Source organism: Vibrio sp. K4 (assembly GCF_051122595.1).
GTDB lineage: Bacteria > Pseudomonadota > Gammaproteobacteria > Enterobacterales > Vibrionaceae > Vibrio > Vibrio owensii.
Genome location: NZ_CP178577.1, coordinates 1496312 through 1509886, shown reverse-complemented (window position 1 = coordinate 1509886; position 13575 = coordinate 1496312). Strand labels below are relative to the sequence as shown.

Here is a 13575-nt window from a genome sequence, read left to right as displayed (position 1 = left end):
GTTCCGTCCCTATTCTGCGTGAGTAACCAGCCAGCAGTTGTGAATCTGTTTGTTACGAGAGAAATCCAATGGCAGAGTTTGAGAAGAAATGTTCTGCGCTTTCAAGCCCAGTTCTGCAAGCCCTACTTCGTCCATCTTGAAGTGACGTTTGTTGTTTGAGAAAACAATCGTACCGCCAGCACGCAACAGGCGCTTAAGGTTTGTCATTAGCTTAATATGATCGCGTTGTACATCGAACGACGTTTCCATACGTTTAGAGTTAGAGAACGTCGGTGGATCAATAAAGATAAGATCGTATTCACCTTTCGCGTTCTCAAGCCACTGTAGACAGTCAGCTTGCTCAAAACGATGCTGGCGACCCACACAACCGTTTAGCTGCATGTTGTCTTTCGCCCAGTTCAGGTAAGTGTTAGACATATCTACCGTTGTTGTAGAACGAGCACCACCAACAGCTGCGTGAACTGTTGCACTACCAGTGTAAGCAAAAAGGTTAAGGAAATCTTTACCCTGTGCCATTTCGCCAAGACGACGACGAGTGATCTTATGATCCAAGAACAAGCCAGTGTCTAGATAATCGTGAAGGTTTACGATCAGCTTCACGCCGTACTCGTTAACTTCAAGTGTCTCTGAAACTTGCCCCAGTTTTTGGTACTGACTACGGCCTTTTTGCTTCTCACGAACTTTCAGTACAACTTTGTTCGCTTCTACCCCGGTTACCTGAATCGTTGCACGGATAATGTCCGTCAAACGACGCTTAGCTTTTTCTTCCGGAATGTTCTTAGGTGCCGCGTATTCTTGAATAACGATTTGATCGCCATAAACGTCGATCGCTACGTTGTATTCTGGAAGGTCTGCGTCATAGATACGGTAACAGTCCAGCTTCTCTTTACGAGCCCATTTACCGATCTTACCAATGTTTTTCTTCAAACGGTTTGAGAAATCAGGTGCGATTTGAACGCTAGTATCCGCGCCTTTCACCTCTTCAGCGCTGCGCTCTGCAATACTGTAGTTCTTTTGGTGACACGGTAACGCACCATTATTCAATTTGAACTGTTTGTCCGCACGCATACGAAGACAGCTTAGTAGCTCATCTGAACTAGAGAAGATAGACGCTTTACAACCGCCAAACTCTGCTTTTAGCTGGCCACCAAATGCTGTGTATAGCGCAATCAGACCTGGCTCAGTACCAAGACGCTCACCATAAGGAGGGTTAGAAACGATAACGCCAGCTTCGAAACCTGCTGGACGAGTAATAGTTGCCGCGTCACCTTGTGCAAATGTAATCAGCTCTTCAACGCCAGCTCTACGAGCGTTGTCTTGTGCAACTTTTAGTACTTTCGGGTCGTTATCGAAGCCGAAAAACTTAGCGTCAACTTTTTTGACACCACGTCGAGCTTGTACATTTGCCTCTGATTTTATCTCTGCCCAAAGTTCTGGTTCAAAGTCTTCTAGTGCTTCAAAGCCCCACTGTTTGCGCTTAACGCCAGGTGCCATGTTCGCTGCCATCATTGCCGCTTCAATCAGCAACGTACCAGAACCACACATCGGGTCTAAAAGTGGTTGAGAACCATCCCAGCCACAACGCATTACGATAGCTGCTGCTAGTGTTTCACGCAGCGGAGCTCGACCAGATTCTGGACGGTAGCCACGTTGATGAAGACCACTACCCACCATATCCACACCAAGGATTGCCTTATCTTTGTGTAGACGGACATGAACACGGATATCTGGACGCTCTTTGCTGATATTTGGACGAGGAAGTCCTTTCTTCTCAAAGCAGTCTACGATGCCATCTTTTACTTTCATTGCACCATATTGGCTGTTGCGGATTTCGCGGTTAGTACCGTTGAAGTCAACCACAAAACGCTTTGAGCTATGGAATTGGTTTACCCAGTTGATTGCAGACGTTGACAGGTAAAGGTCCATGTCGTCGTTACAGGTAAACTCCGATAAAACACGTACAAATCGAGACGCCAAGCGGCTCCACAAACAGCAACGGTAAATCTGTTCATTCGTTGCTTTAAATTTTACGCCAGCCTGTACTGGTTTGGCGTTTTCAATGCCTAGTTTAGTCAGTTCTTCAACAAGCAAGTTTTCCATGCCATTTGAAGTTACCGCGAGATATTGATTCATAGTGTTCTTTCGTCGATAAAAAATGGCTTTGATTATACCTGACTTTACGATCAATGCCTCGTTTTTAAAGGCTTTTTCGATTTGTTAGCGCAATCCATCACCAACCCTTCCTGCTGAAAGTCAAAACACAACACCTTTCATCAAGAAATAAGTCTCTTTTTCACTACCTAATAAAAACAAGCCCTACAGAAGAAGTGAATACTTATTTACTGCAAATTTGGCCTATACCAGACGTACTATTGGTGTGTAATTTACTTACAAAACGCACATATAGAGGAATAAAAGGTGAAATATTAAGCGCCAAGTTGCCTAATTTAAGGAAACGCTAAAATGAAAAAAGTGAAATAAAAGTGAGCTGCTTCATATATGAGATACGAAATCCCCTCACCTAAGGGTGAGTTTGGAGCGTGTATTAGGAGAGATTTGGAAAATTCTAGGCAAAAAAAATCGACCTAGTACGGTCGATTAATGCAAACAAAGGAACGAAATTAAAGAAAAAATCAAAAGGAAACTAACCCACCATCGCCATCGGTGCCATCATGAATAAGTGATTAGCACAGACCATGCGATCATGCATTACTTTAATCGGTTGCCCAAACTGGAGCGTTTTGTTGCCGTCTAGTAGGAACTCTTCCTGTCCAACATAAGCACACAGGCTTGATGTTTCACCTGGCTCTAGGACGACGAACACACCTTCTGAATATCGGTTTGTTAGGAAGACCATGTCCCCTTCTTCTGGCTCGTGTCCATCGCATTGGGCATCGAAGAACCAGCTCTTAGGCTGAACTGGCTTATGAAAGCGTTTCGCGGCTACGCAATAAAGCGTAAGCTCGGCTTGACGGTATTCGTTGATGTCGAGACAACGGATTCGTTCGTTGTACGTTTGGAACGCGCTTGCGTCATCAACGGTGAATTCATTGTCTGAGAAGGCACAATTGACCAACAGCTTTCGGCATAGATTGGTTTGGAAAATCATTTCCTCCCCTAAATCCAGCATTAGGCAAGCTTTCTGCTCGTCAAAATACCAATTCCATTTGTCGCTGGGTTTAAGCATTATTCCGTTCTCTTGTGACTAGTTAAACAGTAATAAGAGGTAAGACGCTTAATTACCTACTCATGATTTTTAAATTTTACAAACGAACGGACAAAAAAAAAGAGGAAACGAATTCCTCTTTTTTTAGTAACAAGCGTCGATTTCTCAACGATTTAGCGATTGATCTTATAGATTTTTAACAATATCGCGTACGAGACCAGGTCCGTGGTAGATAAAACCAGTGTAAACCTGAACAAGCTGCGCACCTGCCATCATTTTCTCTTTTGCCGCAACGTAAGAGTCAATACCACCGACACCAATGATCGGAAGTTTGTCGCCGAGTTCTTCGTGAAGTTTGCGAACAACCTCTGTTGAACGAGATTGAACCGGACGTCCACTTAAACCACCCGCTTCGTTTGCATGCTTCATACCTTCAACGACTGTGCGATCCAGTGTTGTGTTGGTTGCAATAACACCATCGATATTGTTCTTAATTAGAGACTCGCAGATCTGGCTGATTTCGTCATCGCTCAAATCCGGTGCAATTTTTAGCGCAAGTGGTACATACTTACCGTGTTTTTCAGCAAGTTCGGCTTGTTTTGCTTTGAGTTCAGCTAGCAATTCGTCTAGCGCTTCACCGTACTGAAGCGAACGAAGTCCTGGTGTATTTGGTGACGAGATGTTCACGGCGATGTAGCCGGCGTACTCGTACACTTTTTCCATACAAATCAGGTAGTCCTCTGCCCCGTTCTCAATTGGTGTGTCTTTATTCTTACCAATGTTGATACCAAGAACGCAGTTGTATTTTGCCTTTTTCACATTCTCAACCAGATGATCCACACCTAGGTTGTTAAAGCCCATACGGTTGATGATACCTTCCGCTTCAACTAGGCGGAACAAGCGTGGCTTGTCATTACCTGGTTGCGGACGAGGCGTAACAGTACCAACTTCGACAAAACCAAAGCCCATAGCGTCAAACGCTTCAATGCATTCACCGTTTTTGTCCAAACCAGCAGCAAGACCCACTGGGTTACGGAATGTAAGCCCCATGTATTCTACTGGACGATTTGGTAATTGTTGACGATAGAAAAGATCGAGAGGAGTGCCGTTAAAGCGTTGGAAGTTTTTGATTGCAAGATCATGTGCCTTTTCGGCATCAAGTTGGAAAAAGCCAGTTCTGGCTAGACGGTAAAGCATTGTGCCTCCGAAAGAAAAAAGCCCCGTGTAAACGGGTCAATATTATTTACTGTTTTCCAATGCAATTCAATGAAAATGAATGAATTCAGCAAAATTGAGCCTCTTATTTTAGTTTTATTCTTAAAAACAGTCGATTAGCGCTAGTTCTCCTATACAAAATTGCTAGCTTTTTCATTAAAAGCAAACGATTTCATGTCATGAAAACTTAAAACCGGTGTTACAGCGTCACTGAGTTGGGTTAATTGAAATGGTTTAAACATAAAAAAGCCCCGCTATTGCGAGGCCTTTGTCAAAGTCACTTACCCTATTCGTTCGAAGAACAATTCAGATTAAGTAGAACCAATTCTCGAAGTGCTACAGAGAACTTAGCGAATTCATGGACGGAACCAACTTTGAATTCATTCAAGATACTCTCCCAACGATGCAATGACAGTTCATTTGTTGTCATCCAATCTTCGAGTGCTTGCATCACGTCTAGATCTTCTGTTGAACAGCCGCAAGTTAAAACTTGAGCAGTCAGTTGACGTTGTTGCCAATCAAGATCCTCACGGAATGCCGCACGAGCTAAGGCTTGCCAGTTGTTATCGACTGCTTGGCTATTGATCTGTTTCAAGAACCAATGAAGTGATAAACGGTCACCGAGGTTGAAGTAAAGCTTAGATGCTTGTTCAACCGTTTTACCCGTTTCGCTCGCTACTGAAGATATATCCAGTGCTGATTGTAAGCTAGAGAGACGAGCTACGTGGTGCGCAAGTTTCTCTTCTACTCCACGATCAATCCATTTCTGGGCAAGTTCGTTATGCTCTTCCACTTCTGATGCAACTAGCATGGTGTCTAGAGTTTCAGTAATAGTGTGAACATCGTCTTTATATAGTGCAACGAGCTCAGTTACTGTGCTCTTACCGCTGCGATTGCGAAGTAACCAACGAGAGATACGGCGCAATGCGCGACGTACGTAGAACATGATCTCATACTGTGCTTCTGCTGTTGCAACGTTATCAAGTGCTCGGGTTTGCTTAAGAATATCTTCCAGTTCGAAGATCTCACGTGTTGCACTGTAAGCGTTCGCAATATCAACCACACTCGCGCCCGTTTCTTCTTGAAGACGAGTCACGAAGTTACAGCCCATTTCATTAACCATTTGGTTTGCCAGCGCTGTTGCGATGATTTCAGCACGCAGCGGGTGGTTTACCATCTGATCTTTGTAGTTACGGCGTAACTCACTTGGGAAGTAAGCAACCAGTTGTTTTCCATGGAATTCGTCATTTGCGATTTCGTCAGCAACCAATTGTTCTTTCAAAACCATCTTGCCGTAAGCCACAAGCACTGAAAGCTCAGGACGTGTCAGACCAAGACCTTGTTTTTCTCGCTCAATCAAGGTTTCATCGTCTGGAATGTACTCAAGAGCACGATCCAAGTACCCTGCTTTTTCCATAGTGTGAATAAAGCGGATTTGCTCTTTAACGATGCCAACACCTTGTTGTTCAGTCACCGAAATCGACTCAGATTGACGGTATGCATCGTCCAATACGATTTCGCCCACTTCATCTTCCATCGATTCAAGAATTTGGTTGCGTTGTTTAACCGTTAAATCGCCATTTGATACAAGGCCGTTCAAGAAGATCTTAATGTTTACTTCATTGTCCGAGCAGTCTACACCGCCAACATTGTCAACAAAGTCGGTATTTACACGACCACCAGTGGTTGCGTACTCAATACGACCAAGCTGAGTCATACCCAAGTTACCGCCTTCACCAACGACTTTCGCTTTTAAATCACGTCCATCGATACGGAGTACGTCATTTGCACGGTCGCCAACATCAGTGTGCGTCTCGCTAGAAGCTTTAACGTACGTGCCGATACCGCCATTCCAAAGTAGATCCACTTCCATTTGTAGGATCATCTTAATCAGATCGTTTGGCGCTAGAGACGCTTTTTTAGTGCCCAACATTTTTTGGATTTCAGGCGTAAGTTGGATCGATTTAGAGCGTCGAGAGAAAATACCACCGCCCTGTGAGATCAACTCGGCATTGTAATCTTCCCAGCTTGATCGTGGTAGATTGAACAAGCGATTACGCTCTTCCCAGCTGGTGGCTGAATCCGGGTTTGGATCAATGAAGATATGCATATGGTTAAACGCAGCTTGCAAACGAATATGCTTAGATAGCAGCATACCGTTACCAAATACGTCACCCGCCATATCACCAACACCAATTGCCGTGAAGTCAGTGGTTTGACAGTTGATGCCCATTTCACGGAAGTGGCGTTTCACCGATTCCCAACCACCTTTAGCAGTGATCCCCATTGCTTTGTGGTCGTAACCGTTAGAGCCACCTGACGCAAACGCATCACCTAGCCAGAAGTTGTACTCATCCGATACAGAGTTGGCCAAATCAGAGAACGTTGCTGTACCTTTATCGGCCGCAACAACCAAGTATGGGTCGTCTTCATCGTGACGCACTACACTCTTTGGCGGAATAACTTCGCCTTCGATGATGTTATCGGAAACATCGAGTAATGCACGAATGAAACGTTTGTAACAACGTTGACCTTCAGCGAAGATTTCATCACGGTTAGTTAGAGTTGGCTGACGTTTACATACGAAGCCACCTTTTGCACCCACAGGGACAATCACCGTGTTCTTAACTTGCTGTGCTTTAACTAGGCCAAGAATCTCAGTACGGAAGTCTTCTTGACGGTCCGACCAACGTAGACCACCACGCGCGACTTTACCGCCACGTAGGTGTACACCTTCGATATCCGGTGCGTACACGAAGATTTCAAACGCTGGCACTGGCTGAGGAATGTCTGGGATTTCGCTTGGTTTCATCTTCAATGATAACCAAGGTTTCGGCTGTTTATTTTCGTCCAACTGGTAGTAGTTAGTGCGTAGCGTTGCTGTGATCATTTCCATGTAGCGACGGATAATACGATCATCATCTAGGCTTTCAACACGATCCAATTGCTCGGTTATTTTCTTAATAAGATCGTTCTGACCTTTTTCACTGCCCTTGTGTTTTGGATCGAATCGCTTAGCAAACAGATTCACCAAACCTGTTGCCAAATCTGGGTAATGGCTCAGGGTATCTTCAATGTATTGTTGGCTGAATGGGAAGCCAACTTGGCGCATATAACGAGCGTATGCACGAAGAATTGAGATTTCACGACCAGACAGTGAAGCGCCCAGCAACAAGCGGTTGAAGCCATCACTCTCTAAATTACCAGCCCAAATCGCAGCAAATGCTTGCTGGAAACGATCGCGAGCTTCACGAAGATCAACGGTCTTGTCGCTCTTATGCAGCATTGAGAAATCAAGGATCCAAAACGTTTGGCCATTGTTGGTTTCGATCTCATAAGGCGATTCGCCGATCACACGTAAGCCTAGGTTTTCCAACATTGGCATCACGTCGGATAGGTGAATTGGTTCGTCACGGTGGTATAGCTTTAAGCGCACCGCTTTCGATTCTGCCGCCTCTTCTTGCGGACGGTAGAACAACATGCCGAGTTTATTATCATCGCTTAATGCTTCAAGACGTTCGATATCTGCAACCGCAGAACCAGGCATCATGTCTTCTTTGTATGAACGTGGGAATGCGCTCATGTACTCTTTCGAAAGCGGAAGACCTTTGCTTTCACCGAAGTTAGCAATGATAGATTCTTTTAGGCGATCATCCCACGAAGTCGATACTTCCATTAAGTTCTGCTCAATCTTTTTCACGTCTACATCAATGTTGTTATTGTCTACACGAACAATGTAATGGGTTCTCGCCAGCGGGCTCTCTGAGAAGAAGGTCGTGAACTCAACTTCTTGCTCACAGCCAAAGTACTGCTTAAGAATACGTTGTGTTTGACGGCGAAGCTCGGTGTTGTAACGGTCTTTTGTCACATAAACCATGCAGCTGAAGAATCGACCAAACGGGTCTTTACGAACAAATAGACGTAACAAGTCACGGTCTTGCATTTGTACGACGCCCATCCCCACTTCTAATAGCTCTTCTTCACGAGCTTGAAGCAGTTCATCACGTGGGTAGTTTTCTAGGATGTTGTGCAGAGCTTTGTACGAGTACGATCCGTTACGGTAGCCGCTCGCTTCTAGAATACGATCCACTTTCTCGCGAATCAGAGGAATACTTTGTACCGCTTGGTTGTATACCGCAGAAGTGTAAAGACCTGTGAAACGGTGCTCACCAATCACTTTGCCATTCTTGTCGAATTTCTTAACACCAATGTAGTCAGTGTAAGCTGGGCGGTGAATACGAGAGGCTTGATTGCCCTTAGTGATGATCAGCGCATAAGGTTTTTTCGCTTCAAGGCGCGCTGAGTCTGACAGTTCAGAAAGCTTGATGCTGCGAACGCGACTATCATCAGCAAACATGCCAAGGCCTTTCTCTTTCACCGGCTGAAGCTCAGTATCACCATTGACACTGACAAGATCATATTCCTTATACCCCATGAAGGTGAAGTTATGATCCCCTAACCAGCGTAGGTATTCGATCGTTTCATCTAAACGATCCGTTTTCATTGAAACACGATCTTTATTCTTCTCAAGGTCGTTGGTAACGATCTTAAGTTTTTCAACCATTTGCTTCCAGTCATCAACGACTAAGCGCGTGTCTGATAAGATGGTTAGCAACTCATTTTTCAGCGCTTGCATTTCATCTTTACTGGTTAAACGGTCTACTTCGATGTGGAATAGAGATTGAAGAACGCCGCCCTCGCCATTTACGTCCGTCACTTGTCCTTTCTTATCGCGTTCTAGTTGCGTTGGGTTGTTGAGCATCAAGTGAGAAACAAGGTCGAGTCGCGTTAGCGCCATCTTGATGGAATCCACTAAAAACGGGCTATCCGGTACAACGATTTCAACAATCGTGTGAGTTGATTGCCAACCTTGGCGGCTGACAGTCGGGTTGAATACCCTGACAGAAATGTCTTCTGGTTTCTTTTCATTGATATGATGCCACAGGCTAACAACGGCACCATAAAGGTCGGATTCATTTCGCTGAATCAAGTCATCATCAGCAATGTTGCTAAATAAGTGTTGAGCAAGTTTAGTTACAAGCGGTTGGTGAGAAAGCTCGAGTTTGTCTTGAATTAGTTGGTATACCTTTTCAAGCAGAACCGGCACTACATTTTCACGCGCGGTCATATTCACACTCCACATTAGAATTGTTGTTTTGTAGGGGGACTTAACTTCGGGTTTTAGCCTCGAAACTAAGCATAGGTAATGCATGCACTTATTGTAAAAGCATAATTACAAATGTTTAACAAAAATTCGCAGTGGTAAGAGGTGAAATGTTTGATTATGTGACTAAGATTCCTGTTTAACTCACTAGGAATATCAGGCATCACAGAGTTTCTAACTTTAGAAACTTATTATTTTGGTCAGTTGTGAGTCTAAAACGGCCTCTAACGCCTAATTGACTAAGAAATGGTCTGAATTTTGACGCATCTAGTTGCACTCTCAAACCATTGTCAGTAATGACTTGTACCGAACTTGCGGCACCGGAATAGTGTGAAAGAAATGTTTGATAAGAGATGTTGAGAGAGAAGTAATACTGGTTCATTAGAATGGATTATTGTCAGAACAAAAAACTAGGGTGATCATAACGACCACCCTATTCTTTTGTCGATTATTCGTCTAGTGCTTTAGTCACTTTTTCGAATAGGTCTTTCGCTAAATTGTCCATCGCCTTTAGCTTTTCAAGCTCTGCGCGGATAAGCGCTTGGCGGCCTTCATCGTATTTACGGAACTTCAATAGAGGATCGATCATACGAGACGCCACTTGTGGGTTGGTATCGTTCAACTGACGAAGGATCTCACCAGCAAACTGGTAGCCAGAGCCTGATTTATCATGGAAGCGTACTGGGTTTGCGTTTAAGAAAGAACCAATCAAGCTACGCGTACGGTTCGGGTTCTTCAAGCTAAATGCTTCGTGGCTCATGGTTTCTTTCACTTTCTCAAGTGCGTTTTCAACCGGGTTGCTGCCCTGAAGAACAAACCATTTGTCCATAACCAGACCATCGTGCTTCCACTTGTCGCTGTAATCCGCCATTAGCGCTTCACGACATTCAAGTTGTGCATTGTTCGCTGCACTCATTGCCGCGATCGTGTCTGTCATGTTGTTTGATGACTCGTACTGCGTTTTAGCTAGTTCGTTGCCCTTTTCAGTGTGGGCTAGGAACTGCAGACATTGGTTACGCAAAGCTCGTTTACCAATAGCGTCGTGATCAATGCTGTACTCTGCTTGGTTCAATGCGTGGTAAGTAGCACTCAGTTCATCTTCTAGCTCTTTAGAAAGTGACACTGTAATGTTATTCAGTACCGTATCTACCGCATCAATATCAATCTGCTTGTACCAACCAGTGATTTCGTTAATTGAAGGTAAAGACAGAACTTGTGCGATAAACGCTGGCTCAAGATTCGCATCAAGTAACACGCCACGGAATGCATCGATTAAGTCTTCTGATAGCTTAACCTCACCACCCGCTTGAACGTTAGTTACGTTTTGACGAATGTACTTCGCTAGCAGCATTTGGCTTGCATCCCAACGAGCAAAATCGTTTGTTGCGTGCTTCATCAAGAAGATCAGTTCATCATCGCTGTAATCGTATTCCAATTTAACCGGTGCAGAGAACTCACGAAGCAATGATGGCACTGGTTGTTCTGCGACGTTTTCGAATACGAAAGTCTGCTTATCTTGCTTCACGTCTAGAACGTTGTGTACCGATTCACCGTTGATAACCAGTGGAATCACATCACCGTTTTGCGCGTATAGCTCAATATCGAATGGAATATGTAGCGCTTGTTTTTCTGCTTGGTCGTGCGTTGCTTCAGTAAATTGCTCAACCGTTAGTGCGTAAGTTTTTGCTTCCGCATTGTATTCACTGTTTACACGAAGTGTTGGTGTACCAGACTGGCTGTACCATAAGCGGAATTGCTTAAGGTCAACGCCCGTTGCGTCTTCCATTGCAGAAACGAAATCTTCACACGTTGCTGCAGTACCATCATGACGCTCGAAGTACAGTTTCATACCTTTTTGGAAACCTTCTTCGCCAAGTAGCGTATGATACATGCGGATCACTTCGCTGCCCTTTTCGTACACGGTTAGCGTGTAGAAGTTATTCATTTCAATAACTTTATCCGGACGAATTGGGTGTGACATTGGGCTTGAATCTTCCGCGAATTGAGGACCGCGGATAATGCGAACGTTGTCGATCCGGTTTACTGCACGTGAACCAAGATCAGATGAGAACTCTTGATCGCGGAATACCGTTAGGCCTTCTTTCAAACTCAGTTGGAACCAGTCACGGCAAGTCACGCGGTTACCCGTCCAGTTGTGGAAGTATTCGTGACCGATTACCGCCTCAATACCAAGGTATTCACGGTCAGTCGCGGTTTTTTCATTCGCAAGGACAAACTTCGAGTTGAAGATGTTTAGACCTTTGTTCTCCATCGCGCCCATGTTGAAGAAATCAACGGCCACGATCATGTAAATATCTAGGTCATACTCAAGACCAAAGCGGTCTTCATCCCACTTCATTGAGTTGATAAGTGAAGTCATCGCATGACCAGCACGATCTAGGTTGCCTTTGTCGACAAAGATTTCTAGGTCTACTTCACGACCTGATGTGGTTGTGTATTTATCACGTAGTACATCGAAATCACCGGCTACTAGTGCGAACAAGTAAGCTGGTTTTGGATGTGGGTCTTGCCATTGAACCCAATGACGACCATTTTCTGCCTCACCTTCAGCGACGCGGTTACCATTGCTCAATAGGTATGGATACACAGCTTTGTCTGCGATCACTTTTGTTGTGTATTTCGCAAGAACGTCTGGACGGTCTAGATAGTAAGTAATGCGACGGAAGCCTTCTGCTTCACACTGCGTACAAAACGCACCACCTGATTTGTAAAGACCTTCAAGTGCCGTGTTTGCTTCTGGATCGATCTTGGTAATGATTTCTAAATCAAATTCCGCAGGCAAATCGGTAAGCACTAAAGAGGCTTCTTTTACTTCATGGTGAGCCCAATCTTCGCCATTCACTTTTACGGAGCGCAGCTCTAACCCTTCACCATCAAGTTCTAATGTGGTGGATTCACCCTTTTGAACTACTTTTGATACTGCTGTAACGATCGTGTCGTTGTCATAAAGATCAAACGTCAACTCAATGTCCGTGATGGCATGAGATGGCGATTTGTAATCTTTGCGATATTTCGCTTGGGGAGCTTGAGACATGTCCATAAATCCTTGTATATAGAACCACAAAAATACCAGGACTAGAGGCTCAAACACCTCTTACTGGTATCACGATATAAGCTATTTTTAGGGGTTGTGGTATCAGAATACAAGTCTTTCTATAAAAAAACGGAGCTTTTAGTGGCTTAGCTCCGCTTTCTGTTTAACATTTAATCAACATCAGAACATTTCACTATTAATAACCTAGCGTGAAATAATGATGATGAATCATTTAGGGTGTCACTCGGTTGAGAACCGCGTACATATCCCCGTTGGAATCCTTAATCGTAAGCTCATTTTGATTGAGTACATAGCGAGTACCATGTTCACCGTTTTCATACAAAAGAACCAGATGTTCCCCTTCGGTGTAGAATACGCCCTGCTTAACTGATTCCTCACCTTCATCGTTCGCGACACGGAACATAAACACAAAGTCAGGTTGTAGAATCAAATCCATCTGATTGATGTTATTGGCGAGCATACCATCGCCACCGACTTGTGAACTGGACCAAATGCCAGCAAGCGCATTTGATAGTCCTTTTGTGAAGGTCACACCGTTCAAATCTAGTGTGTTGTGATTGTTCCGATATGCATAAATTTGCGGTTCATCTGTATTCAAACCAAGAACAATGGTGTCTTCATTGGCGTTATACATCCCTTCCCAATGGTCTATTGAATAGTCTTTTTTCTGTATATCGATCGAGAAAGTGTAATCAGAACCCAAAGTCAGTTTGATAGCACGGAAGTTCTCTGATGATTCTTCCGGGTTGGGATTCATCAGGTACCAGTCGCCGATCAAAAACGGGGTGTCGAAGTGACTGAGTTCGTCTTCCTTGTTGGTTTCCGCACTAGAAACACTAAAGCAGCAAAAGCTAAGTAAAATAATGAACCATTTCATAACGGTATCCTTATCGTTTTCTTTTAGCTTAGGTGCTAGATCTCGTTTTCGCGAAATATTTGATCTGCATCACGTAA

Annotated in this window: 7 protein-coding genes; all 7 read right to left on the bottom strand. The window is 44.2% G+C overall.

All coding sequences use genetic code 11. The annotated features are described in order from the left end of the window. Nucleotides 1-9: 9 nt before the first annotated feature. The 7 genes from rlmKL to ACLIIY_RS06775 all read right to left on the bottom strand — a co-directional run bounded on the left by rlmKL (nucleotide 10) and on the right by ACLIIY_RS06775 (nucleotide 13498). Entirely contained in the window at nucleotides 10-2133 is a 2124-nt protein-coding gene (gene rlmKL, locus ACLIIY_RS06805; RefSeq protein ID WP_434528378.1) for a bifunctional 23S rRNA (guanine(2069)-N(7))-methyltransferase RlmK/23S rRNA (guanine(2445)-N(2))-methyltransferase RlmL, read from the bottom strand. Nucleotides 2134-2644: 511 nt separating this feature from the next. Further along, nucleotides 2645-3187 (bottom strand): cell division protein ZapC, encoded by a 543-nt coding sequence (locus tag ACLIIY_RS06800; RefSeq protein ID WP_005426674.1) that lies wholly within the window; start codon nucleotides 3185-3187, stop codon nucleotides 2645-2647. Nucleotides 3188-3352: 165 nt separating this feature from the next. Next, a complete protein-coding gene (pyrD, locus tag ACLIIY_RS06795) occupies nucleotides 3353-4363 on the bottom strand; it encodes a quinone-dependent dihydroorotate dehydrogenase (protein ID WP_434528377.1) in 1011 nt (336 codons plus the stop codon). A 304-nt stretch (nucleotides 4364-4667) separates the two neighbouring features. Beyond that, nucleotides 4668-9509, bottom strand: coding sequence for an NAD-glutamate dehydrogenase (locus ACLIIY_RS06790; RefSeq protein WP_434528376.1), 4842 nt, complete (start codon nucleotides 9507-9509; stop codon nucleotides 4668-4670). Nucleotides 9510-9708: 199 nt separating this feature from the next. Next, nucleotides 9709-9927 (bottom strand): DUF2835 domain-containing protein, encoded by a 219-nt coding sequence (locus ACLIIY_RS06785; protein ID WP_078607003.1) that lies wholly within the window; start codon nucleotides 9925-9927, stop codon nucleotides 9709-9711. 66 nt (nucleotides 9928-9993) lie between these two features. After that, nucleotides 9994-12600 (bottom strand): aminopeptidase N, encoded by a 2607-nt coding sequence (gene pepN / locus ACLIIY_RS06780; RefSeq protein WP_434528375.1) that lies wholly within the window; start codon nucleotides 12598-12600, stop codon nucleotides 9994-9996. 232 nt (nucleotides 12601-12832) lie between these two features. Next, the gene (locus tag ACLIIY_RS06775) at nucleotides 12833-13498 is read right to left on the bottom strand and encodes a hypothetical protein (RefSeq protein ID WP_009706130.1); all 666 of its coding nucleotides are present in this window, start codon (nucleotides 13496-13498) and stop codon (nucleotides 12833-12835) included. Nucleotides 13499-13575: the final 77 nt, after the last annotated feature.

Coding starts and splice junctions, on each gene's coding strand:
- pyrD (WP_434528377.1), bottom strand. CDS start 4,363: ATGCTTTACCGTCTAGCCAGAACTGGCTTTTTCCAACTTGATGCCGAA.
- ACLIIY_RS06800 (WP_005426674.1), bottom strand. CDS start 3,187: ATGCTTAAACCCAGCGACAAATGGAATTGGTATTTTGACGAGCAGAAA.
- pepN (WP_434528375.1), bottom strand. CDS start 12,600: ATGTCTCAAGCTCCCCAAGCGAAATATCGCAAAGATTACAAATCGCCA.
- ACLIIY_RS06785 (WP_078607003.1), bottom strand. CDS start 9,927: ATGAACCAGTATTACTTCTCTCTCAACATCTCTTATCAAACATTTCTT.
- ACLIIY_RS06775 (WP_009706130.1), bottom strand. CDS start 13,498: ATGAAATGGTTCATTATTTTACTTAGCTTTTGCTGCTTTAGTGTTTCT.
- rlmKL (WP_434528378.1), bottom strand. CDS start 2,133: ATGAATCAATATCTCGCGGTAACTTCAAATGGCATGGAAAACTTGCTT.
- ACLIIY_RS06790 (WP_434528376.1), bottom strand. CDS start 9,509: ATGACCGCGCGTGAAAATGTAGTGCCGGTTCTGCTTGAAAAGGTATAC.